This is a genomic window from Actinospica robiniae DSM 44927 (assembly GCF_000504285.1).
Classification (GTDB): domain Bacteria; phylum Actinomycetota; class Actinomycetes; order Streptomycetales; family Catenulisporaceae; genus Actinospica; species Actinospica robiniae.
Window position 1 is genome coordinate 8,475,660 of record NZ_KI632511.1, and the last position, 24,138, is coordinate 8,499,797.

Sequence of the window (24,138 nt, forward strand, 5' to 3'; positions counted from 1 at the left end):
ATCGGTGGCGCGACGAGCGTGGTTGGCCGTGGCTCGGCCACGTTAGCCTCAGGCGGAACCGGAGGCTACCCCGACCCAGGACGCAGCAGCGGCTATTCAGCGGCTAATCGCTCCTGCGCCAGCGGAGCTCGGACCCTGGCGGGTCTGGATCCACCGCGTCCTACCACGGTAGCGGCAACCTCCGACAGAAACGTGTCACCGCCGTAGCGGCTAGAGAGCTTCGCTCGCGGGAGTAGCGTCTACGGCGGTTTGAGATCGAGTCCGGTCTTGGCCAGGAACCCGGCGAGGGCGGTCGGCCGGTACTGAAGGCGACGTAGCCTGGTCTTGGCCAGGGATTTCACGCCTTCGATGCTGCGCTTGGCGAGGTTGGCCAAGCCGGACTTCATCGCCGACCACACGCCCTCGACCGGGTTGAGCTCGGGGGCGTAGGGCGGGAGATGGAAGACCGTTAACCAGGGCCGTCTGTCGATCAACGCGCGCATCGTGGCGGATTTATGCGTGTTGATGTTGTCCCACACGAGTACGATCGGACCGCCGAGCTGCTGGTGGGTGGACGCCGCGCAGTTTCGTAGACAGGCAATATTATGCAGCTAATGAAAGCTTATTGTCAAATATTGACTCGTACTGAGCTGGGCTCAGGTATCCGAGCTGACGCTGGATCCGAGTGCGGTTGTAGTAGGTCTCGATGTACTCGAAGCTGGCGGCGCGTACCGCCTTGCAGTCGACCCAGACCGACAGATGTATCAGTTCTTTTTTATACAGAGCGTTGAACGATTCGGCGGCGGCGTTGTCGAAGCAGATCCCGGTCTTGCCGACGGAGGGCAGGATGCCCTGGTCGAGGCACAGGTCGCGGAATGCGCGTCCGGTGTAGACGCTGCCGCGGTCGGTGTGCATCACGGTCTGGCCCCGATGCGGCCGGCGCCGGGCGATCGCCATGCGCAGCGCGTCCAGGACGAGTTGTTCGCGCATGTGCTCGGCCACGGCCCATCCGATCACCTGGCGGGAGAACCCGTCGATCACCGTGGCGAGGTAGCACCAGCCGGTCATGGTCCATATGTAGGTCACGTCGCCGTACCAGATCTCGTTCGGCGTGTCGGGGAAGAAGTCGCGTTCGACCAGGTCGACGAGGCCGCGGCTGTTCGCAGGGTCCTGGGTTGTCGTGGTGGTGCGCTTGGCGGCGGGGTGGACGCAGCGCAGGCCCGCGGCTCGTGCCAGGCGCCGGACGCGGCGCTGGGAGGTGGCGTGGCCCTGCTTGGCGAGTTCCGCGTGGATGCGGTCGATCCCGTAGCGGCCCTCGTGCGCCCGGTCGATCGCGACGATAGCGGCGGTCAGTTCCGCGTCGCGCTGTGCGTGTGCGCAGGCCTGGCGATTGGACCAGGCGTAGTACCCGGATCGGGAGACCGCCAGGATGCGGCACATCAGCTCGATCGGGTAGCGGTATCGGCGCGGTATGCCCGATTCCTTCTGTTCCTCCACGGCGGAGGAGATGAAGGCGAACCTCACTGGTTCTGGCTGGCAAACCACGCGGCTGCTTTTTTTAGGAAATCTCTTTCCATGCGCAGCTTGCGGTTTTCGTCTTCGAGTTCCCGCAGGCGGGCGCGCTCGTCGGCGGTGACGGGCTTCTCGGCGACGGTGCCGTTCTTCTTGGCAAGGTTGACCCAGTTGCCGAGGGTCGCCTCGTGGATGCCGAGGTCGCGGGCGATCTCAGCGACCGGGCGCCCCGAGTTGACGACCAGGTCCACTGCCTCGGCCTTGTACTCGGCCGTGTACTTCTTCCGTGCTGCTCCCACTGCTCAACCTCCGTAGACCAGCCACCTTAGCGGCTCCGAATGTCTACGAGACTGACGGGGGTCCAGGGCGGCGTCGAGCAGGCGGATGTAGTCGTGCTCGTCGAAGCCCTTCTTCTGGTTCTTGCGTCCGTGGTAGACGATGCTGCGGTGGATAAGGCGCGGTCGGTCAGCGGCGCCCGGCCGGAAGCCGAGCACGCCCGCGAACGAGACGCGTTTGGTGCCCGCGGCGGTGACCTTCACCACCGGTGTCACCCCACGCGGTCCCCACGTCTTGCCACGCGGTGGCCGCATTCCCTGGCCGGCCTCATCCTCGAAGCACAGCCAGGCGTTCAGCTCCGAGGCCGTCCTTTTATCTCAGGCCAGGTCTGCTCACGCCACGCGGCGATCGCCTGCTCGTCGCGCTCGGCGGCGCGCCGGGTCGGTGCCTGCCAGGAGTACCCGGCCCGGTGCAGCAGCCGCGGGACCGTGCTCAGGTGTTTGTAGCGCACACCGAAGAGCTCAGCGATCAGGTCTCTGATCCGCGCTAGCGTCCAGCGCTGGTCGTCGTCGTACCCGTGTGCCGCGGGCCCTTCATCGAGCACCGCGGTCAGCTGCGCGATCTGCTCTGTCGTGAGATACGGCTGCCGGCCTGCGGCTCCGATCGAGGCCATCGCCTCACGGCCGCCGCCTCGATAGGCCCGTCGCCACTCGAACACGCTCTTGCGGGTCACCCGCAGCCGTCTCGCGATCTCGGTGTCCCCGCACCCGGCGTCCATGAGCTCGATCGCGGCAAGGCGCACCTGCTCGCGTCGACGACGCGCCGCTACCGTCTGTGGCGGGCCGGGTGCGAGGCGCTACCGATCGCCCTGACGAGCCGTGCGACCTTGACGGCGGAATCGCGGCGGACGGCGATGGTGAGGCCGAGATTTGGTGACCCCTCTTCAGGTGGATCTCGCGCTGGTCGAAAGTCTTGTCGGGATCGCTGGCGCAGTGGTACCTTCCGTCGCATCGGGCCACAAAGCTCGCGCCATCCGGTCCGCCGCGTCCCGCGCGAGGCGGTGGGTGACGTGCGTGTACTTCTTCGTGACGGCCAGCGTCGAGTGGCCCAAGATCTCTTGCACAACGCGGATGTCGACGCCCTGCTCGAGCAGCAGGGTGGCGGCCGTATGGCGGGCGTCGTGCAACCGGGCCTCGCGCACTCCTGACTTCAAGCACAATTCTTTCCAGTGCGCCCAGTCATCCCGGGGTTCCTGCGGATTGCCGTCGGTGTCAGGGAAACACAGGTCCCAGTCAATCCAGCCGGCTCCGGCCGCGGTCTTCTCCTGTTCCTGCAGTCTGCGTGTCTCGGCTAAAAGCTCAATGAGTGGCTGCGGGATGACGACGGTGCGGGCTTTCCCACTCTTGGGCTGCTTGAATGCCCAGTCGCCGCCAAAGCGCTGCGGGCAGAACTGGGCGTGCAGGGTGCATCCCCTCGCGCAGGGTGTCGGGCAGCGGCTGTGGCGCGTGCATGGGCTCTTGCATGCCCGGCGGTGGTGGCCAGCGCCGCAGGCCGCCGGGTTGGGGCATCCGTGCTGATAGCGGGAGCGCTTGATCTGGAAGACACGCACCGTACCGGCCCCGAGGTCTACACAACTCCAGCGCATGCCGAGCGCTTCGTTCTGACGTAGCCCAAGGGCCAGTGCGACTGACCATCGCGCACCGTTGCGCATGGTGCGGGCTGAGTCGAGTAGGGCGCGTGCCTCAGCTTCGTTGAGTGGCTCGATCTCCGCGTCTCGATGGGTCGGGGCGTCGATGAGTGTGGCCACGTTGCGTTGCACCTTTTCCCGTCGCAACGCCATCTTGAGCGCGCGCGAAACGATCTGGTGCAACAGCAGCACGCTCTTGGTCGACAGACCGGCGGCTGCACACGTCGTGTAGAACTCGTCCAGGTGGTCGGGCAAGAGTCGGTCGAGCCGGTGCCGACCGAGTATCGGTATGATCCACCGCTCCACCTTGGGCCGGTAGATCTCGTTCACGGTGCTCGGCTGGGCGGTGCGCGGCGCGATGGTGTCGAGCCACGTGCGCATCCACTCGGCGACCGTGGGGATGCGACTCGGAGGTACCGCTTTCCCGGCGTCGCGCAGTGTTTCGAGGCGCTCGATTTTTTCGAGGACGGTCTGTTTGTCCTTGCTGCTGACGTGGCGTCGGTCAGGTGAGCCGTCTGACTTGAGCCCGACCGACACGCGGCCGTGCCAGCGACCGTCTGCGCCGAGATAGCAGGACGATTTACCATTGCTTCTTCTTGATCTGCTCATTCTCAACTTTCCGTGCTCATGCCGAGAGCTGCCGGTCGTCGCTGGACGAGGTCTGGGGCGGAGGCCGAGTCACGGGTAGGGGCTCGGCGACACCAGATTGGCGCGATTTCGTGGATCTTCAAGCTTCTCAGAACGCAGACGCGTGTTGCTTGCTGCCACGTCGCCAGTGATGGGAGATTGGTGGTCACGTGACCGGGCAAATCGCGTCCGGCTTGAAGCGAGAGAGTAGAAGCGATGGCGAGGAGGATCGACTACTTCGACGACCCGACCGCCCCTGCGGTCAACAGCATGGTTCCGTCCGTCAACGTCGTCGTCTCCGACGATTCCGGCCGAATCCTACTGATCCGCCGCACCGATAACGGGAACTGGGCCGTCCCTGGCGGCGCAATCGACCTCGGCGAATCCATGATCGACGCTGCTGTACGCGAGACATGTGAAGAGAGCGGCATCGATTGCGAGATCACGGGACTTATCGGCATCTTCACCGACCCACGACACGTGATTCACTACACAAGCAACGACGAGGTCCGACAAGAATTCTCCATCGTGCTGGTCGGTCGCGCCGTCGGTGGCGAGCCCACCGCGAGCAGCGAGTCGAGCGAAGTGTGCTGGGTTGAGGTGGCACGACTGCCCAAGCTGCAGATGGACCGATCCATGCGCCTGCGCCTCGTCCAGTACGAGCGTTATCTTGCTTCTGGCCATCAGCACCTCGGTTAGCCTGTGTCTTGCGCGAAGCGTGTGAGTTCGTGCTCTGAGCCTGCTGGGCGGTGGCCGGTTGGTGCGCTCGATTCGGGGGCATGTCGAGGTGCCGACGCGGGTGGTCGGGTTCTTCCGGGCTCTTTCAGGTCGTGGCCGGCGGGGTTGTCGTAGCCGGTCAGCAGGTGCGGGGCCTGGGCAGGGCGGCGAGGCGTTCGAAGGCTGTGGCCGGCTGTTTCGCCCAGGGCCAGTGCTCGGCAATGTGCAGGTGTGCGCGTCTTGCGGATCTGGTGATGCGTGCTGCGACGTGCAGCAGCCGGTAGCGCAGCTTCTTGGGCTCGGCGAGCACGAGTTCGCCCTCGCCGTGTGATCGCCGCGGCGTCGATCGACTTCAGAACACGCCAGGCCGTTGGATCGGATGCCACCGGGCCGAACAGATCCCCCTGGTCGCGCAGCGCCGCGAGGTCGCTGATCGCCTCGCCGTCCGCCAGCGTCACCGCGAGGTCCACTGCGACCCGCCCCGGCGCGTGCCCGCCGGCCCGTTGCCGCAGCGCCGCCAAGGCATCGACGAACCCGGACTCCAGCCCCCTGGTCTCGCCAAGTCCGCCAACAGCCGTGACCCGGCACGCCCGACCACACCCCGCCCCTCGGACGAGACGACAAGACGCGGACGCGACGATGTACTCTTCACCTCGAAAGTGCTCCCTGCAGTGGAACATGTGACCCTAGAGAAGCCACATCATTCCAGCTCAGAGGGCACTTTCGTATATCAGGACCACGATCCGGACGTCGCTACTGAAGCGCCGAGGCTAAAACACCACCGCTCGGCTGGCCGCCGAGACCGGCACCGACTGGAGCCGCTACGCCGCAGGGAACCATGACCGTGTACGAACGCATGAGGGCTGGGAGCCACGGCCAGCACGTGAGAGTTGAACACCAGACAGCCCATCAGCACACTGGTGCCGTTGTTCCTACGAATTTTCGTTTCCTCTCTGCGGCCGTCACGCGCCGTTAACTCAGCAAGGAGATAAGCATGAGTTTCGATCGACTCGACTGGGAACGCGTCGAACGCCGGGCGATGATGATACTGCTGGTCATACTGGTGGTGTATTCCATCGTCTGCGGCCTGTACTCCCTCTCGATCGCGTGGCAACTGCCCGCCGTATTTGCCGCGTTGCTGCTGATCCTCAAAGTAGCTCTGGAGATTCGAGAGAAGCTGTGCGCGGAGCCGACTGTGTCGATGGACTACTACGGAACTAACGCGGAGTTCTACTCCGAAATGTGGAGGCGCATCTCGCAGGCCCGGCGCAGCGTCGCGGCCACGTAACATCCGGAGCCTGCCGCCGACGGAGTTCGCAGGCAGGGATGCGACTGCATATTTCAGCAACATCATCGAGTGGGCGCGCGAAGATCCTTCGCGACGCACGATGCGACGCATCATCGCAGTGCCCGACTCTACGATGCTCGCGTCGGCCAGAGCACACGATGCCGAAACCTCTGGCGTACGGAACTACGAGGTGCGCGTCCTGGACTGGCACGTCAGGGCCGACTCGCTGAACATGTGCATCATCGACGCGGATACCGAGGACGCCACGGTGTTCCTCGCCTTCTCCGGTGAAACCGAGCAGGAGATGACCGGATTGCGCATCCGCGGAAGCCGGGCGGTTGCCTACTTCGCCCGCTACTACAACCAACTGTGGAACGAAGCCGAGCCACTGCCCGAGTTCGTGAATGAACGCAGTCGGCAAGCCTGACACCCTCGACACATACCGTGCTGCGCCGGCTCGGCCGCGGCGAGATCGAACTGACCCACCAGGCCTTCCACGGCGGGCTTATAGAGCCGTGGGTAGACGGGTTTGAGAATATCGGGCAGGTTGCCCTCGGTGATTGGCGCTGGTAGGAGGTAGAAGACTCGGCCGTCGCCGGGTGCTACTCGGGGCACCCCAGTCTGCGGGTCGCGTGACGTGCGAGATGAACACCCGACCTCTACGGCATCGGAATTGCGGACAATTTGCGATCTTCGGCAGCACATCGTCTCTTCGCCGTGCACGCGGTTATGTTCCCGGTGGAGCGCGCCGCGCGGTAAGCGGTGCAAGCGTGACGTCAAGGAAGAAGTAAGCGCGGTGTCAGGGCGGTGCGGAAACAGCATTCTCGACAGGGAGGGCGTAGGGGTGGCCGGCCACATGCCGCGACAGACCGAGTCCCTCCCGCATAGCGCGAGCCTCGGGCACTGATGGTGCTGGGGTGCCGCGGAGGGTGGAGGTCGAAGGAGGCCGATATGTGTCGGCAGGACCAGGGATGGTTCAAGAGCAGTTTCAGCAGCGACAGCCCGCCGACCTGCGTGGAGGTGCGGTTCGAGGGCGAGCGGGTGTGGGTGCGTAACGCCGCGGCCCCGCAGGGTCCGGTGCTGGTGTTCGAGCGCGGGGAGTGGGAGGCGTTCGAGCTCGGCGTGTTCCACGGCGAGTTCACGATGCCGCTCGAATAGCGGGAAGGCGGTGGTGTGCCGCGGCGGTCCATCCCCTGGTTTCAGAGCGGGCCGCCGCGACCTGCCCGGATCGCGGTTAGGGCCCTGAGGCGCCGGGCAGGGGCCTGTCGGGGAGGTTCCATGGACGAAGACGGTCGCCTCGATCCGCCGCGTATTGAACTGGCGTCGGTTTCCTCCATACTTTCGGGCACGGCCGGGGAGGTGTTGCAGGCCAGGGATATCAGCGGCGGGGTGCATTTCCACGGCGGTGGGCGTGCGGCCATGGTGCCGGGTCAGTTGCCGGCGGATGTGCGCGGGTTCGTCGGGCGCGAGGCGGTGCTGGCTCGACTCGCGGCGGCGATTGAGCCGGGTAGCGCCGGGCCGGCGCAGGTGTTGGTGCTGGTGGGCACGGCAGGGGTGGGAAAGAGCGCGTTGGCGGTGCGGTTCGCCCACCGGGTGCGCTCCCGCTTCGTGGGCGGGCAGTTGTTCGTCAACCTCTGCGGCTACGACGCGGTGCGCCCCCTCGATCCGTCCGCGGTGCTCGGGCGGTTCTTGCAGGCGCTCGGCGCCGCGCCGCGCCAGGTTCCGGCGGGCATGGAGGAGCGGGCCGGGTTGTACCGCTCTTTACTCGCGGATCGACGCGTGCTGGTGGTGCTGGATAACGCGGCCACGGTCGGCCAGGTGCGTCCGCTACTTCCGGGTGGGGCTGGGTGCCTGGTCGTGGTGACCAGCCGCAGCCGTCTGTCCGGCCTGGCTGCGCGGGACGGGGCGTTGCGGGTGCCGGTGGGGCTGCTGACCGAGTCGGAGGCGGTGGAGTTGGTGGCGGTGACAACCGGGCCGTACCGCAGCGGGGATCCGCCGGAGGCGCTGGTGGAGCTCGCTCGGCTGTGCGCTCGGCTTCCGCTCGCGTTGCGGATCGCGGGCGAGCGTGCTGCGGCCAGGCCGATGATGCCGCTGGAGACGCTCATCGGGCAGCTGCGCGAGGAGTCCTCGCTCTGGCAGGTGCTTTCGGCGGAGGATGAGACGGAGGCTGACGCGGTGCGCACGGTGTTCGCCTGGTCCTATCGCGCTCTGCCGCCCGCGGCGGCCCGCGCGTTTCGTCTGCTGGGGCTGTTTCCCGGCCCGCATGTCGGGATCGAGTGCGCGGCGGCGCTTCTCGGTGAGACCGCCGCGCGGGCGGGCGGGCTTCTCGATGTGCTGGCAGGTGCGCATCTGATCGAGCAAAGCGGCCCGGCCCGCTACCAGTTTCATGATCTGCTGCGGACATTCGCCGCCGAACAGGCGCGTGCGGGCGAGGCGGAGGAAAAGCGATGTGACGCGGTCGCCCGGGCCGTGCGGTGGTATCTGCACACGGCGCACGCTGCCGGTCAAAAGATCGAGGACCTGCGGGCGGGCGTGGTGGATGAGATTGCCCCGTTCCCGGCCGCCGCGAAGGTGACCGGTCGGCAAGATGCCGCGGCTTGGTACCAGGCTGAGCAAGCGAATCTCGCCCCGATCGCGCGGGCAGCGCGCGAGATCGGCCTTGACGCGGAGGCGTGGCGGCTGGCGGTGAGCCTCGGCCCGCTGCACGCCACGGCGGGAAGCGTCGACGAGTGGCTGGAGATCACGCAGATCGGCCTGGAAGCGGCCGTGCAGGTTGACGACCGGCTCGGCCAGGCGCACGTGCTGTTGACGCGGGCGAGCGCGCTTATGCTCACCGGCAGGCCCGCGCAGGCCGGTGAGGCGCTCGGTGCCGCGCGCGAGGTCTTTGCCGAAGCCGACGACGTGCCGCGGATGATCGACGCGGAGAACCGGCTGGGCCTGCTGCACCGTTCCAATCGAGACCTCGGACCGGCCGGGGAGAGTTTCCGGAGTGTGCTGGCGCAGGCCGTCGATGCCGGTCTGACCGTGTGGCAGGGCGTTGCTCAGGGCAATCTCGCCGACCTTGCGGAGACGGGCGGGTGGAACGAGGATGCAGCTGCGCGTGCGTCGGACGCATTGGCGCTGTTCGAGGACGCGGGCGCGGACCGGGCCTTGAGTATCAGTTCCCTGCTCGTTCTCGCACGCATCGAGCGCGCGGCCGGGCGCATCGCAGCGGCGAGGCAGTTTTCCGATCGCGCAGAAGCTGGACTCGCCGAGACGGGCGCGAATCGCTGGCTCGAATACGCCGTCAATTTCGAGAAGGCGAGCGAGGAACTGGCTGCGGGCCGAACCGAGCTTGCACTCGAAGGCTACTGGCGGTGTTGCGGGTTGGCCCGCTCGCTCGGCGAGCGTCAGCGCGAGGCGCGGACCCTTACCGCGATCGGCCAGGCCCTTACACGCCTCGGCCGCGGCGAGGAGGCTATCGACTTTCTGCGCACCGCGGTCGCGGTCGGCCGCGAGCACGCCACGGCGTTCGATACCGCCGGCGCGCTCGCCGGCCTCGCCGAGGCGTGCGAGGACGGAACGGAGCGCGCTTCCTTGCGGGCCGAGGCGGTGAGACTGCTGGAGCGCTACGAGGACCCGGCCGCCGCGAACCTGCGTGCCCACCTACTCTCCGATGGCTGACAGCACGTGAGCCCTGCGCGGCCTACCAACGCCCCTGGCGCGCAAGATCCATTGCATGACCGCTGACCACCGCACGGCCGTGCCAGGCCGTCCGCTGCTGGCTTACCTGCGTTTTCAGCACGGCCGTGTTTCGTCGTAAACTGCGAAGCAGCTCTTTTGAGGGGGTGGAGGGGATGGATCCGATCTCGGTCGGGTTGCTCGCGGCGATCGCCGGCGGGGCCGGGGGCGAGATGGGCAAACAGGCCTGGGCCTCACTGACTGCGCTCGTGCGCAAACCTCTGCGGCATACCCGCACTGGGCCGGCGCAGCCCGGCGTGAGCGTCGGCGAGAACGAACTCGTCGCGCTGCAGAACCGTCCCGGCGACCTGGCGCTGGCCCAGCGGCTCAGCACCGCCCTGGCCGTGCGATCCACACTCGACCAGGACTTCGCGCTCGCGCTCACCGCATGGCTGGCCCAGGCCGCGCGCATCGAACCGGAGATGCCGCAAGACAATTCCGTCACGAACACGATCAGCGGCGGTACTTTCCACGGACCGGTGGTCATGGGCAGAAACATCGCGCACATCAACGGCCCCGACCCATCTGGGCAGCCTGATCACGGACCGGCTTAGCATCGCGCTCTGAAGTGTGGCCCGGTGGGATCGACTGCGCGCGCAGTCGATCCCACCGGGCCGTCGCAGAAGGCGGATCAGGCCTCGCGCGAGTGCGTGCGGATGCAGAGCACGTAGGCCGCGCTCCCGTACTCCACCCACTGCGAGCGCGCCACGGCGTTCTCGCTGCTGGCGCGCTCGATCCACAGCGGCGCACGCATTTCGCCCGCGCCGCCTCGGCCGGAGGCCTGCTGTGTGCAGTCCTCCGCAGCGGCAACGACCGGAGCGTCACGGCTCGCTCCCGACGCCACCACGACCCTGGTGACACTGGCGACTCCACCAGTCCACATCAGGTCGCGACCCGGGGCCGCGGCTGTCTCTCCTGCGGTCCACGCCGCGGCGACCACCGCTGCTGCAGTGACTCCTGTCACGGCGGCCGCGCGTAGACGTATCGCGCTCATCAGCATGCTCCCTCTTGTTTATCGACGTGCTCTGAGTCGATAGCAGGATAGTAGCGCCAGCCGGTGGGCAGACTCGGAGATCATCTATCCGGGACTCGGAAAATGCACAGGTCACTAGGAAATCGTCTTCTAATTAATCTTGACGCGTGCTGGATCACGGCGGCGCCACCGACCGGCGCGTATGGTACGCGTTGCGTACGCCTGCGCTTGTTGTGTTCGACCGCCGCGGCGGTGTGCCCAGGGTTCGAGAACACGGCCGTCTTGCGTACGATGACGGGAGCCGGGCCGGACGAACGAGGGGGTGGGCTCGTGCGATCACGCCCGAACCACCGGAGGCGTATCGGCGGCACTGTGGAAGGCCGCGCGCGAAGGTCGATGCCATGACGGGCGCCCACGCGGATCCGGCCGCGCAGGCCCGGGCGGCGCGGTGGATGGCCGAGCTGCGCGAAGCACGGATCGAGGCAGACCTGACGCAGCAGGCGGTTGCCGAGGCGCTGGGTGTGCGCGCGTCCTCGGTGACCGAGTGGGAGGGCGGCCGCCTGGCGTCGTGGGAGAACTTCTGCGCTTTCGGCCGCGAGATCGGCGTGCGGCTCGTCGTGCTCGACCGGGACGGGCGCAGGCGCGACGGGGCTGCGAATGTGGTGGCCGGCGAGCCGTGGGAGCGCACGGAACTCCGGCGGCTGGCCGTGGCGCTGCGTGCCGAGCGCGCCGCCATCGGGCTTAGCCGTGCGGCGGTGGCGGCTGAGATCGGTATCTCGCCGTGGTCCTTCGCGCACCTCGAGCGCGCCCAGCTCTCCCCGCGCTTGATCGTGCTCGCGTCCTGGGTCGGATCACTCAAATCCGACATTCAATGGCAGCCTATAGTTTGACGCCCTATTGCATCGGAAATACGGCTGATATCCTGTAGTCGAGCACTGATATCCGCACGTGTGCGACCGCAATTGCTGCTGCATATTGCACGACCGATGTTTCGTTCATGTGTGCGAATTTTTTACGGGAAATCGGAGTCGCGCAACTCGGTCTGGTCTTTTTTCCGATGTCAGAAGAGAAGGCGGGTCGCGACGCTGCGGCCCGTGAGGAGGGGTCGTGATCTTCCGCCTGCTCGGCCCGGTCGACGTGTGGGCGCGCGAGCGCAGCTACACGGTCGGCCAGGCGAAAGCCCAGACCATACTCGCGATCTTGCTGTTCGATGCCGGGCGGGCTTTGCCGGTCCAGACGCTCGCCGAGCGATTGTGGGACGAGGAGATGCCCGGCCGGGCCCGCGAGACGCTTCAGGTGTACATATCGAGACTGCGCAGCCGCCTGCGCGCGGCGGGCGACGCGGTCGGGGTCATCGTGAGCACGGCGGGCGGCGGATACCGTCTGAACGCCGAGCAGCACGAGATCGACACGCACCGCTACAACCAGTTGATCGTCAGTGCCAACTCCGCCGCAGGCGAGCACGATCTGCAACGCGCCCGAGGATTGCTCGTGCAGGCCGACTCGCTCTGGCGCGGCGAACCGCTCGAGGGACTGACCGGCAGATGGGCCGAGGCCGCACGCCAGGACCTGCTCGCGCGCCGCCGCTCCGGCCAACTCGCCCGCATCAGCCTGGACGTGCGCACCGAAAACCACCGAGATGAGGCGATCAGCGAGCTCGCCGCTTTCGTGCGCACCGGCCGGATCGACCAGAACGCCATCGAGATGCTCATGACCGCGCTCGCCTCGGCCGGACGCGAAGCCGAAGCCCTCGAGGCCTACCGCGCCGCCCGTCTGCGCATTCGCGAAGAACTCGGCGTCGAACCTCGCCGCGAACTCACGGCGCTGCATCAGTCCGTGCTACGCGGCGAGCCCCTCGCCATCAGAGACGCCGCCCGCGCGCCCGCGCGAACCGGACCGCTCGCACCCCGCACCCTCGACCGCGACCCGGCCAACCTCATCGGCCGCGACGAGGTCCTGCATGGACTGATGGCCACGGTGGCTGAGGAACTCGCCCGGCCGCAGGGGATCGCGCTGTACGCGATCGACGGGATGCCCGGGATCGGCAAGACCGCGCTCGCGCTGCGCGCCGCCCACCAACTCGCCCCGCGCTGCCCCGACGGGGCCTTGCAGGTCAGTTTTCGCACACACGACCCGCGCCAGAACCCGCTGGATTCCCGCACCGCGTTGGTGATGCTCCTTGAGGCGCTCGGCACCACAGTCGAGGAACTCGGGCGAGCCGCCTCACACGACGAACTCGCCGCGCTCTGGCGCCGCAGCACCCACAACCGACGCATATTGGTCTTCTTCGATGACGTGCGCGAGGCAGACCAGATCATCCCGCTGCTCCCGGTCAGTGCCGGCTCAATCATCCTGGTCACCTCCCGCCGGCCCCTCGTGAACTTTCCGGACGCACGGCACCTGACCTTGAGCGCACTCAACGACGTCGCCACCACCCGCCTGCTCACCCGCGTCGCCGATCGCCGCTTCCCCGGACAGACCCGCGACCTGCGCCGCTTTGCCGCACACTGTGGCGGCCTGCCGCTGGCCATCACCGTCGCCGCAGCCCACCTGCGCTCCCACCCGGCATGGTCCCTCTCCGACCTCGTCCAGCACCTGGAGAACCCGCCCCCGAACCCCTCCGATCACATCTCCGCTCCCGTCTACCGCGCCTTCGACCTGTCCTACCGGATGCTCAGCGCCGCACACCGCGCCCTGTTCTGGCTCGCCGCCCACCAGCCCACCCCCGATCTCGGCATCCACGCCGCCGCAGCGCTCGCGGACGTCGATACCACCACCGCGGACGTCTTGCTCGAAACACTGGTGCAGCAGCACCTGATCGAGGAGATCAGCCGCCACCGCTACCGCCTGCACGACCTGCTGCGTTCCTTCGCCGCCCACGAGCCGCCCGACGGACAAGACACCATCGAGATCGACGCCGCGCTCGAACGGATGACCGCCTTCTACCTCGCCACAGCCGCACACGCCGAACGCACCCTGCGCCCCACCCGACGCCTTCCCGCCCGCGTTCCCACCAGCCCGCTCGTCGCCGAGCTGGCAACCGACGCCCCCGCAGGAGCGCACCGGTGGCTCGAGACCGAGTCGGCCAACCTGCTCGCGCTCGCCGCGCACACCGACACCCCCGGCCACCGCCACGCCGGCATCCTCGCAGCCATCCTCGCCCCCTACTTCGACCGGCGCGGCCAGTGGCCCCAAGCCGTCGAGATCCTCACCCGCGCTCACCGCGCCCTGGCCGCAGCGGGAAACGGGCCCCCGGACGCCGACCTCGCCCAGCTCCTCGTGCACCTGACCGCCGCGCATGTGCGGACCGGAGCGTTCGGCGACGCGACCGACACGGCGACCTCGGCGCTGAACGCCTGGCGCGCGCTCCACGATGACCGCGGCGAAGCCGACGCACTGCTCGAACTCGGCCGCATCCACTGGCGCTCCGGGCGCCACGAAGACGCCGTGAGCGCCTACCGGGACAGTGACGAGCTCTACGCCAGACTCCTCCTGCCCCACGGCCGTGTCCTGGCCCACTACCACCGCGCCCTCGTCCTGTTCGATCAAAACCGCTTCATCGATGCCGTCAGTGCTGCCCGCCGTGCGCTCGAGATCGCCGATGACGGCGGAGACCCGGCCTTGGTCTGCGAGGTGTTGATCAATCTCGCCGAGCTCTATCAGCGCACCGGCCAGATCGAGCACGCTACCCGGTACCTTGAGCGCGCGCGCCGAGAAGGAGCCGCACGCACCGACCCGCAATGGCTCGCCGCCCTCGCCCTGAATACCGGCATCCTCGCCCACCGTGCCGGCGATGACACCGCAGCATGCGAATCCCTGAGCACCGCGCTCGATCTGTACCAAGCCCTCGGCGACTACGATTACCAACTCCAGAGCCTCACAGCTCTCGCCTCGGCGAACGCTACGGACAACGGCGCGCTCGCACAGACGTACCTGCGCCAGGCCGAACACCTGATTGCCGAACGCGGAGATCCGAAACAGCGTGCCCGCACCGAAATCACCGCCGCGCACATCGAAGCAACACAGGGTCGGCACAGCGAGGCCATTGCCCACCTGCGCACGGCCATAGACTTTTCTCGCAACGCGAACGCGCCGATCGAGGAGGCCGATGCCCGCGCGGCACTTGGCACCATCCTCGCCTACCGCGGTGAGAAGATCGCCGCACACCGCCAACACCGCCGAGCACAGGGCCTTTACCGGCTCCTCGGACACACCTATAGCGATAGCCCCGCCCCAGGCAACGTGCCGGACCGGCGGCACTCCCACAGTTGAACGGAAACCGCCACGCCGGCGTTCGAGGAGCGACGTACCTGGAGACGAGGGCGGCAAGGGACGAAACCGTGCCCACGAGCGTCCGTCGAGCGCACGTGGCCGTACCGCATGCGGCCGCGATCTCCGCACACTGGGCGAACAATGCCGGGAACCGGAAAGATCGGGAAAGGCCGTGTGGCCCGGCAGCAATAAATCCGAGGAGGCGCGGGGCAAGTACTGCGCCGGGCGCCACCCGCTCGACGCGCTGCTGATCGACTCCGGGACGCTGAACGCCCCGCTGACCGAAACCTGGCAGGCGTGGGTCTCGACCTGGTACGTCGGAAAACGCCCGGCAGGTTGGCGGTTCGCCGGCAACGGCGACCCGGAAGCCGAGTACGGCGCCGACGGGCAAGACTTGCGCGCCGGTACGGCGACGATATTCCAGGCGCTGCTGTCTGCATCGAGCGCCCGTGACGCCGCGACACACGGCTTGTACGACAAGAAGGCCGACGCCGCCGCGACGAAAGACTGGTACTGGTGGTGCGCCGATGCCGACGCACGCGAGCGGGTCGATATGCGCTCCGAGACCCCGGCTGCCGGGTCGGCGAAAGACACGGCGCTCAAGACGCGGGCGGGCCGTCCGTCGATTCAAAGCGGGTACGTCCGCGGCGCCACCGCCTTGGTCGTCCAGTTGATCGACTGCAGCATCACCGCCGTCGTGCGCCACCACGGCTGGCCCGAGTCGCTGCGCCTTCCTGCCGACTGGTTCGACAAGGCGCCGAGCGTGGGGGCGCGGATCGCCGGGGTCGAGATCCGGTCGGGTAAGACCCTTCACCGACTTCCTTGACTTCAGACGCGGCGCCAGCCCTCTTTCACGGTTGGCGCCGCGTCGTGGAGGCGAGGGCTCCGGCCGAGGATGCCGAGCCGATCAAGTTGGTGGCACGCCCCAGCGCAGAGCTGGCAAGATGGGGTGTCACCGTCTCGGCACCGACCGCAACGGTGCTGTGCCTTGGCGTGGGTCAAGGTGCCGAACGGATGAAGGGGAGGGGCCTCGTGACGCAGGGCCCGGATCGGCTGGCATCTCGCTGGACGCAGCTGGCTCAAAGTTCGTACTCCTGGGAGCAGGAGGGCCTCTCGCACATCCGCTCGTTCATGCCCGACGCCCCACCGTACCGGGCCGTCGCTCTGTTCAGCTTCACGGCATTGAGCGGGCGGATCAACGAGTGCGACCTGTTCATCGCCACGCCTGGCGGGCTCTACCTGGTTGAGCTCAAGGGCCACCCTGGCAGGATCACCAACCGGGGCGCGGACTGGACGTCCCGCTTCACCGGGTCCGACGGACGCGCGCACACCCTCCACCAGCACAATCCGCTCCACGCCACCGACCTGAAGTGCAAAGAGCTGCGTGATCGGCTCAAGAAGGCCGCGAAGCAGCTCCGGCTGAACATCCAGATTCCGTGGATCGAGCCCGCAGTCTTCCTCTCCTCGCCCGACCTTGAATCGCATCTGGACGAAGGCGAACGCATCAAGGTCTTCGGCCGCGACGACCGGAGCACCGGGTTGCCGAGGATCTGGGCCGATCTACTTGGTCGCGCGCCCCAATCGGTGCAAAGCCGTATCTCGGAGAGCTTCACCGACGAACTGCCGAAGCTGTTGCACCAGATCGGCGTCGCGGCGGCACGTGCTCACCTGAAGTTCGGGGACGACTGGCTCTTGGAGCCGAAGCCTCTCGACCAGGGCCCGACCTGGGAGGATCGGCTCGCTCGGCGTACGGGACTGGCCGACGAGCAAGGCAGGGTACGTATCTACCTCACGGAAGAGGACGCCAGCGAGCAGGCCCGCACCGCCGTCGTTCGGGCGGCAGAGCGTGAATACAACGTGCTGCAGGGACTGCGACACCGGGGTATCGCGGAAGCCTGGTACTGGTCTACACACAAGGCCGGACCCGCGATCCTGTTCCGGCACTCGGCCGAGGACCTGCGCCTAGACCGCTACCTGACGATCTACGAGGAACAGCTCGACTTCGAAACCCGGCTCGGCCTCGTGCGCCAGCTCGCCGAGGCTCTGCGCTACGCCCACCGCCGCTCGCTTTACCACCGAACCCTCGCGGCCCGCTCCATCTACGTCTCGGCCGGGCGCGAGGGCGCCCACCCGGTACTGCGGGTGATCGACTGGCAGACCGCAGCGCGCGACTTCTCCTCCACCGCGATGTCGCGGATCAAGTCGCTCGGTCGCGACGCTGTCACGGGCCGTCACCTGGCCGAAGGGGCTGGGATGTTCCTGGCACCGGAATTCTCTGCCGAGTACCCGGATCCGGCGGCACTCGACGTCTACGGGCTGGGCGCCGTCGGATACCTGATCCTGACCGGCCAGCCGCCGGCGCGCAGCGAGGGCGAGTTGTTGGCGCGGCTGGAGCAGGAGCAGGGATTGCACCCGGCTGCCCTCGTCGACGGGCTGGGCCAGGATGCGGATCAGTTGATCTACGACTCGACGCGGTTCAGCGCGGATGACCGCCTCGAGTCGGTGGACGAATTCCTCGACCGGCTCGCGGAGATCGAGCGCGGCCTCGGCGAGGAAGCGGTGGCCGCACAGGCACCGGTACGCTACGTCGACCCGCTCGAGGCGCGCCCGGGGGACTGGCTGGACGAGGAGTTGTTCGTCAAGCTGGAACTGGGCACAGGGGGGACCGGGAAGGTCCTGCTCGTCGAACGGTTGCGTGAAGATGACGAGGGTGAGGTGCAGATCTCCACGCACGTGCTGAAGGTGGCGCTGAACCAGACCGATGCGACCGACCGGCTGCGCGCCGAGGCGGATGCGCTGCGCAAGGTCGGCGGAGGTCAGATCGTTCGTCTGGTCAAGGGGCCGTTCGAGCTTCAGGAGCGGCGCACCGTGCTGCTGATGCAGTATGCGGGCGAGCGCACCTTGGGCCGCGAACTGCGTGAGAAGGGCCGGCTCCCGTACGTGCGGCTGCAGAACTTCTCCGACAACCTCTTCCATGCCCTGGGTGTGCTTGAGCGCGACGAGGTGGTGCACCGCGATATCAAGCCGGACAACCTTGGCGTATTCAAGATCCCGCGTAACGACGAGCGGGAGCTGCTGCTGTTCGACTTCTCTCTGTCCGACAGGCCCGCCACGGACCTGACCTCGGGCACGACCGGTTACCTGGATCCGTTTCTAAGCCCCCGGGGTGAGCGAACACGGTTCGACGCGCACGCCGAAAGGTACGCGGCAGCGGTGACGCTGCATCAGATGGCGTCGGGCGAGCGCCCTATCTGGGGTAACGGCGCAGTAGACCCCAAGTCCCTGACGGACGAGTACCCGACGATTTCCTCCGAGCAGTTCCTCGAGCCGCTGCGCGACGGACTGACCGAATTCTTCCGCAGGGCGCTCCACCGAGACGCGGACCGCAGGTTCGACAGCTGCGGGGAGATGTACCGGGCGTGGCGGCGGGTGTTCACCGAGGCCGAGCGCACGACCCCGCAGGTGGCCTCCGGCCAGGAACGCCCGAGCGGATCGGCGCAGGAGGTCGCTGCGCAGCGTGACGCCGCCGCGGCCGCCGCCGATCTCGCCGCAGCCCTCGACGTGGCAGGCCTGAGCCCAGCGGCGTTGGACGTGGCGCAGGCGCTGGGCGCTTCGACCGTGGGTGGGTTACTCGGCGTGCCGCAGCACTTGATCAATACGGAACGGGGCGCGGGCACGCTCGCCAAGCGAGAGCTGAACAAGCGCTACCGAGAGTGGGCAACGCGGCTGCGCGGCGCCCCACCCTCGATCGCAGAGGTCTCTGACACCCAGCCATCGGATGCGCAAGATACGGAGTCGCCGTCCGCTACGGCATCCGAGCGCAAGCCGGTCGATGTGATGGCACGCGACCTCGTCGATGCTCTCGGCGGGTCCAGGCACATCCCCGTGATGCGCGCCTTCCTCGGCCTGCCCGACCCGGATGCCGGGCAAAGTCCATCCGCGCTGCCGGCCCGGTGGCCGACCAACCGGGAAGCTGCACGGGCTGCCGGGCTGGCGGATGAGACCGCGGTCAACGCCGCGCTTCCACACGCGGTCCGGAAGTGGCGTGCCCTGCCGTGGATGGAGCAGGTCCGCAACGACATACACGACCTGCTGCTTCGGGCAGGGCGCGTGATGACGGCGGCCGAGCTCACTGCTGAACTGCGTGCCCAGGCCGGAGCAGGCACTGCCGACCGGGACCTGGCGCTGTGCTACGCCTCTGCCGTGGTCAGGGCCGGGTTGTGGGTGGAGAACGACCGGGAGGACTCGCGATTTGGCGAAACCCGACGTGACGGGATGGTATACGTCGCTATTGAGGCGTCGGCCGGATCATCCACGCCCCAACCGGCGATGGCGGATCTCGTCGGCTACGCCCACGAATTGGGGCGGTCCGCTGACCAGGCCGTAGGTAACGAACCGCTCCCAAGCGTGGCGGCGGTACGAGCGCTGTTGCGCGCGGTGCCGGTCGCCGAGCACCTAGCGCCGCTCAGCGAAGGACGCCTGGTCTCCCTGGCCGCTGCGGCGTCAAGGGAGGCGCATGCCTCGCCACGTGGCGATCTGTATCCGCGCCAACTGCCCTTGGACCGCGCCCTGCGCCTTTCCCAGGCTGCCGTTGGCGTGGGGCATGCGCCCGGTGTGACGGTGAACGACCTGCTCGCCCGCGTCCGTGTCCGGTTCCCGGAACTCGGCTTCGGTGACGTAACCTACACTCAGCTCGAGCAAGCGCTCAAGGACGCGGGCTACCCCCTGCATTACGACGTAGCTGCCCGAGTGTTCCGGGGTCCGCAGCGGTCGGCGCTCGCGGCCACCGCCACGCCCGGGCGCACCTCGACCAACCTCGCCGGAACGCCGGCGACCGCCCGGCACGCTGCGCTGCAGCGACTGGCCGAAGCTGTGGAGTTCGGCGGTTTCCGGGCGCTGACCGTGCACGTCGGACAGTTGCCCGGCGTAGCCACCGGGGTCGCGGCCAGGCACGCAGTGCATGCCATCGACGTCAACGCTTCCTTCCTGACCACGTTCCGCACGCTTGCCGAGGAGAAGGGACAGGACTGGGCCAAGGTGTTGCGCGTGGACGGGAGGCTGCGGGTCAGCAGCGAAGCTCTGGCACGCACGCAGGCGCCGAGCGCCTACGCCGGATACGTGACCGAGGTCTTCTCGCGCTTGCACGCGGCTTGGCGCGACGCGGCAGGCGGCCCTGCAGCGCATACGACATTGTTTCTGCACAACGCCGGGTTGCTGGCACGGTACTGGGATCTCGGCGGCCGGGAACTCCTGACGGAGCTTCAGCAGGTTGCACGGCGCGCAGGCACCTCGCCCCACGGCCTGTGGCTGCTCTGCGCCGCGGAAAACGCCGCGCGCACCCCTCAGCTCGACGGCAGGACGGTCGAGACAATTATCCCGGACGGTGAATGGATCGTGCTCGGCCGTGCCGCCGCCGAGGTGCTTCGCGGCGTGAACGAACCGCCGGCAGGAGACAATGAGGAGCCGCGCAAGAGCGGCGCGAACGAGTGACAACCGGCGAAAGGCGTGTTGTGGTGACCAGCGGGCATGGACGGGTCTCGGCTGTGAAAGCTCGCACTGCGGAGCTTCTTCGGGATCTCCAGCAGCAAGTCAGGCTGCTCGAGACGGACCTGGAGCGCCGCGCCGCGGACAAGCGAGAGCCGTTTGCCGCGCAACTGGCTGCCGAGCATGCAGAGGCTGTGGCCAGGCGGCGTGTCGATGACGGCTACACGGACTGGCTCGCCGAGCGGATTGCGCAGGTCGCCGCCGCCTGGGTACTCGGCTGTGTGTTCGTGCGCTTTGCGGAGGACAACGAACTGGTCGACGACGTCTACCTCGCCGGCCCCGGCGAACGGCTCGCGAAAGCAGAGCAGACGCACGAGAGCTACGTGCAGGCAAACCCGAACGACAACGACCGGGACTACCTGATCGCGGCGCTCGCGTACTTCAAGGACCAGTCGGACGCCACGAGGGCGATTCTCGATGAGAACCACAGCCCGATTTGGTCTATTACGCCGAGCTACGAGGCGGCGGATGCCCTGATCCGGTTCTGGCGTCGACGCGGCCCGGACGGCGAGATCGTGCACCGCTTCGATGGACGAGACGAGAATGGCCGGCTGGACACGCGCTTCCTCGGCGACTTGTACGAGTACATGTCCGAGTACGCGCAGAAGAAATACGCGCTGCGGCAAACACCGGTTTTCGTCGAGGAGTTCATCCTGGACTTGACGCTCGAGCCTGCGTTGGAGGACTTCCCGCTCCACGGGTTCCGCGCGATCGACCCCGCGTGCGGCTCGGGCCACTTCCTTTTGGGGCTCTTTCACCGGCTGCTCGCACACTGGGAGCGGCTCGAACCGGGCACGAGCCGGGTCGAACTCGTGCGGCGTGCGTTCTATAGCGTGCACGGCTGTGATCGCAACCCGCACGCGGCGGCGATCGCTCGATTCCGCCTGCACCTGGCGGCCCTCGACGCAGCGGGCGCAAAGAAGCTGTCCGAAGACCATGGGTTCCGGCCCGTCATCGCCGTGGGCGACTCATTGCTGGCGGGAGGCGACAGCGCCGGGAAGCAAGGCAGTATCGTCGAGGAAACGAATGAGTTCGAGTTCTGGGTTGAAGACACCCAGTTCTACATCGAACGGCACCGTCTGCTTGAACGAGGCTCCTACCACGCCGTGGTGGCGAACCCGCCGTACATCACTGTGCGTGACAAGATGGAGAGCGAGCGCTACCGGGAGACATTCGGAAAGGTCTGCTACCGTCAGTACTCGCTGGCGGTACCGTTCGCAGTGCGCCTGTTCCAATTGGCCGTGCGCGGCGATCGAACTCACCCCTCCGGCCATATCGGACAGATTACCGCGAACTCGTTCATGAAACGCGAATTCGGCAAGATCCTGGTCCAAGAGAACTTCGCAAAACATGTCGAGCTCACCAAAATCATCGACACATCCGGCGCGTATATCCCGGGCCACGGCACGCCGACCGTCATCCTCATTGGGAGGAACCAGCACCCATACAAGGACATCCCGATTCGTGCGGTGCTCGGTGTCCGAGGCGAGCCTGGGCAACCGGAAGACCCTCAGGATGGCCTTGTCTGGAACGCCATCGTGCGTCAGGTGGGCAAGGAAGGCAGCGCATCGGACTACGTCACGGTTGAGGACGTGACACGCGGGCACTGGGCGACCCATCCGTGGTCTGTCAGCGGCGGCGGGGCGGGGGACCTGTTCAGCGATATTGTGACCGCTGGCGTCGCTACCGTTGGGGACCGATGCGTGGCAATCGGCCGCACGACACACACGGGAAGTGACGAATCGTACTTCGCACCACCGAAAGCCTGGCAGCGGCTCGGAGTAGATCGCGCTCACGTGGTCGACCTCGTCGAAGGCGACGTAGTACGCGACTGGCACCTTGACCCGGCGACCGAAGCGCTCTTTCCGTATGGCTCCGATCTGAAGGCAGGCCTTGGCGATCAGGCCATGGAGCAGCTGCTTTGGATGCAGCGCGTTGGATTGAGTGGCCGTGTGGAACTCGGTGGCACTCACGAGGAAGTCGGTCTCACCTGGTTCGAATGGAGCCGCTGGCATCCTGAGCGATTTACTGTTCCGCTTGGACTTGCCTTTGCATTTGTCTCGACTCACAACCATTTTGTCCTCGACCGGGGTGGGCGTGTATTCAATCGATCCGCACCAGTCATCAAACTGCCGCTCGGGGGGACGGAAGACCGACACCTGGAACTACTGGGTATCCTGAATTCGTCAACAGCGTGCTTCTGGCTCAAGCAAGTGTGCCAGGGGAAGGGAAACAGAGGCGGTGAACGGTCTACAGGGCGATGGGAGTGGGAGGAGTACTTCGAGTTCAGCGGGACTAAGCTCCGGAGCTTCCCCCTACCGAAGAGCCTGCCCCTAGAATACGGCAGGGTACTCGATTCCCTCGCAGGGCAGCTCGCCGCCGTCGAGCCAAAGAGTGTCTGCATCGAAGGCGTGCCCACGCGGGAGGCCTTAAATCGCGCCCGCGTGACCCACGAGGTTCTCCGCACGCGGATAATCGCGCTTCAGGAAGAGCTCGACTGGTTCACCTACGGCTTGTACGGCTTGCTCACGCAGAAGCAGATCCTGAGCGTCATAGCGCCTGACCTTGCAGACGTCGCCGGCATTAGGTTGGGCGAGCGTGCCTTCGAGATCGTGCTTGCCGCTGGAAAGGAAGACACTCAGTGGTTTGCTCGACATGGTTCAGCACCGGTCACTGAAATCCCCAGGCATTGGCCGGAGTGGTACCGCGCGATCGTGCAGGCCAGGGTTGATCTCATCTCAAAGAATCCGAACATCAATCTCATCGAACGGCCCGAGTACAAGCGCCGTTGGTCGCTCGAGCCGTGGGAAAGGCGTGAGGCTGAAGCGCTGCGCGGCTGGCTGCTAGACCGCACCGAGGACGAGGATCTGTGGTACACGCGAGTCGGTGGTCATGCAGCGCCGCGCCCGCTGACGATCAACCAGCTTGCGGACCGGCTGCGGCGTTCGGATGAGTTCGTGTCTGTCGCCGAACTGTACGCGCAATCCATCGGCAAAGTGGATGTGTCCCTTGAGAAACTGCTGACCGATCTTGTCTCAACGGAACACGTGCCGTATCTCGCGCGCCTGTGCTACAAGGCCACTGGGCTACGCAAGCGGGCACGATGGGAGGCCGTCTGGGAAGCGCAGCGCGAGGAGGACCGGATCGGTGTGCACCGTACCGTCGAGGCCCCGCCGAAGTACTCGTCTGCGGACTTCGCCAAGCACTCGTACTGGGCCCAGCGCGGCAAGCTCGATGTGCCGAAGGAACGGTTCGTCAGCTATCCCGACGCTTCGCCGTCCGGAGATGGCTCGCTGTTGCTCGGCTGGGCTGGCTGGAACCGCAGGGACCAGGCCCAAGCCCTGGTGAGTACCTTCACCGAGCGGGTTGAACAAGACGGCATCGTCCTTCCAGATCTCCTCGTCGGCCTCGAGGAGATCATGCCGTGGATCGCGCAGTGGCACGCCGACTACGATGCGGACTGGGGTGGCTACCCCGCCCAGGAGTTCACGGCCTTCCTGGATGAGCAACACGCCAAGCACGGACATGGAGGGGTGGGCTGAA

Annotated in this window: 19 protein-coding genes and 1 pseudogene; 11 read left to right on the forward strand and 9 right to left on the reverse strand. The window is 66.9% G+C overall.

Annotated features, from left to right (window positions below):
* Positions 1-239: 239 nt before the first annotated feature.
* The 6 genes from ACTRO_RS36485 to ACTRO_RS50560 all read right to left on the reverse strand — a co-directional run bounded on the left by ACTRO_RS36485 (position 240) and on the right by ACTRO_RS50560 (position 4,063).
* A complete protein-coding gene (locus ACTRO_RS36485) occupies positions 240-590 on the reverse strand; it encodes a transposase (RefSeq protein ID WP_157436642.1) in 351 nt (116 codons plus the stop codon).
* Positions 583-1,503: an IS3 family transposase gene (locus ACTRO_RS36490; RefSeq protein WP_084315865.1), complete on the reverse strand. Its 921-nt coding sequence runs from the start codon at positions 1,501-1,503 to the stop codon at positions 583-585. The genes ACTRO_RS36485 and ACTRO_RS36490 overlap by 8 nt, the downstream gene beginning before the upstream one ends.
* A complete protein-coding gene (locus ACTRO_RS36495; protein ID WP_034260505.1) occupies positions 1,500-1,790 on the reverse strand; it encodes a transposase in 291 nt (96 codons plus the stop codon). The genes ACTRO_RS36490 and ACTRO_RS36495 overlap by 4 nt, the downstream gene beginning before the upstream one ends.
* A 3-nt stretch (positions 1,791-1,793) precedes the next feature.
* Entirely contained in the window at positions 1,794-2,033 is a 240-nt protein-coding gene (locus ACTRO_RS36500) for a hypothetical protein (RefSeq protein WP_157436643.1), read from the reverse strand.
* A gap of 86 nt (positions 2,034-2,119) precedes the next feature.
* Positions 2,120-2,569 carry a winged helix-turn-helix domain-containing protein gene (locus ACTRO_RS36505; protein ID WP_051451934.1) on the reverse strand — a complete coding sequence of 150 codons (450 nt, stop codon included), beginning with the start codon at positions 2,567-2,569 and terminating at the stop codon, positions 2,120-2,122.
* A gap of 141 nt (positions 2,570-2,710) precedes the next feature.
* Positions 2,711-4,063: a tyrosine-type recombinase/integrase gene (locus tag ACTRO_RS50560; RefSeq protein WP_063628132.1), complete on the reverse strand. Its 1,353-nt coding sequence runs from the start codon at positions 4,061-4,063 to the stop codon at positions 2,711-2,713.
* Positions 4,064-4,297: 234 nt separating this feature from the next.
* On the opposite strand from ACTRO_RS50560, the gene ACTRO_RS36515 reads away from it, so the two are divergent.
* A complete protein-coding gene (locus ACTRO_RS36515) occupies positions 4,298-4,780 on the forward strand; it encodes an NUDIX domain-containing protein (protein ID WP_034270608.1) in 483 nt (160 codons plus the stop codon).
* Between the two features lie 157 nt (positions 4,781-4,937).
* Here ACTRO_RS36515 and ACTRO_RS46360 read toward each other — a convergent pair whose 3' ends face one another.
* On the reverse strand, positions 4,938-5,108 hold the full coding sequence (locus ACTRO_RS46360; RefSeq protein WP_084316795.1) for a transposase: 171 nt from the start codon (positions 5,106-5,108) through the stop codon (positions 4,938-4,940).
* Positions 5,101-5,450: pseudogene (locus ACTRO_RS50070) on the reverse strand (IS1380 family transposase); the annotation flags it as partial. The gene ACTRO_RS46360 and the pseudogene ACTRO_RS50070, both read right to left, overlap by 8 nt.
* 342 nt (positions 5,451-5,792) lie before the next feature.
* On the opposite strand from ACTRO_RS50070, the gene ACTRO_RS36520 reads away from it, so the two are divergent.
* The 5 genes from ACTRO_RS36520 to ACTRO_RS36540 all read left to right on the forward strand — a co-directional run bounded on the left by ACTRO_RS36520 (position 5,793) and on the right by ACTRO_RS36540 (position 10,360).
* Complete coding sequence (locus ACTRO_RS36520) at positions 5,793-6,086, forward strand: hypothetical protein (RefSeq protein ID WP_157436644.1); 294 nt, start codon at positions 5,793-5,795, stop codon at positions 6,084-6,086.
* Between the two features lie 100 nt (positions 6,087-6,186).
* Positions 6,187-6,513 carry a hypothetical protein gene (locus tag ACTRO_RS36525; RefSeq protein ID WP_034270613.1) on the forward strand — a complete coding sequence of 109 codons (327 nt, stop codon included), beginning with the start codon at positions 6,187-6,189 and terminating at the stop codon, positions 6,511-6,513.
* 524 nt (positions 6,514-7,037) lie between these two features.
* A complete protein-coding gene (locus tag ACTRO_RS36530; protein WP_034270616.1) occupies positions 7,038-7,244 on the forward strand; it encodes a DUF397 domain-containing protein in 207 nt (68 codons plus the stop codon).
* 120 nt (positions 7,245-7,364) lie between these two features.
* A complete protein-coding gene (locus ACTRO_RS36535) occupies positions 7,365-9,749 on the forward strand; it encodes an ATP-binding protein (RefSeq protein WP_051451936.1) in 2,385 nt (794 codons plus the stop codon).
* Positions 9,750-9,922: 173 nt separating this feature from the next.
* Positions 9,923-10,360 (forward strand): hypothetical protein, encoded by a 438-nt coding sequence (locus tag ACTRO_RS36540; RefSeq protein WP_034270619.1) that lies wholly within the window; start codon positions 9,923-9,925, stop codon positions 10,358-10,360.
* A 77-nt stretch (positions 10,361-10,437) separates the two neighbouring features.
* On the opposite strand, the gene ACTRO_RS47740 is transcribed toward ACTRO_RS36540, so the two are convergent.
* Positions 10,438-10,800 (reverse strand): hypothetical protein, encoded by a 363-nt coding sequence (locus tag ACTRO_RS47740; RefSeq protein WP_157436645.1) that lies wholly within the window; start codon positions 10,798-10,800, stop codon positions 10,438-10,440.
* A gap of 380 nt (positions 10,801-11,180) precedes the next feature.
* Between ACTRO_RS47740 and ACTRO_RS36545 the strand changes: the two genes are divergently transcribed.
* The 5 genes from ACTRO_RS36545 (at position 11,181) to pglX (ending at position 24,137) form a co-directional block, all read left to right on the forward strand.
* Positions 11,181-11,669, forward strand: a complete 489-nt coding sequence (locus ACTRO_RS36545; RefSeq protein WP_034270621.1) for a helix-turn-helix transcriptional regulator — start codon at positions 11,181-11,183, stop codon at positions 11,667-11,669.
* A 217-nt stretch (positions 11,670-11,886) separates the two neighbouring features.
* On the forward strand, positions 11,887-15,051 hold the full coding sequence (locus ACTRO_RS36550) for an AfsR/SARP family transcriptional regulator (protein WP_034270623.1): 3,165 nt from the start codon (positions 11,887-11,889) through the stop codon (positions 15,049-15,051).
* Between the two features lie 172 nt (positions 15,052-15,223).
* Positions 15,224-15,877, forward strand: a complete 654-nt coding sequence (locus ACTRO_RS36555) for a hypothetical protein (RefSeq protein ID WP_034270626.1) — start codon at positions 15,224-15,226, stop codon at positions 15,875-15,877.
* A 206-nt stretch (positions 15,878-16,083) separates the two neighbouring features.
* Entirely contained in the window at positions 16,084-20,541 is a 4,458-nt protein-coding gene (pglW, locus tag ACTRO_RS36560) for a BREX system serine/threonine kinase PglW (RefSeq protein WP_051451937.1), read from the forward strand.
* 23 nt (positions 20,542-20,564) lie between these two features.
* Positions 20,565-24,137 carry a BREX-2 system adenine-specific DNA-methyltransferase PglX gene (gene pglX, locus ACTRO_RS36565; protein ID WP_169739991.1) on the forward strand — a complete coding sequence of 1,191 codons (3,573 nt, stop codon included), beginning with the start codon at positions 20,565-20,567 and terminating at the stop codon, positions 24,135-24,137.
* Position 24,138: the final 1 nt, after the last annotated feature.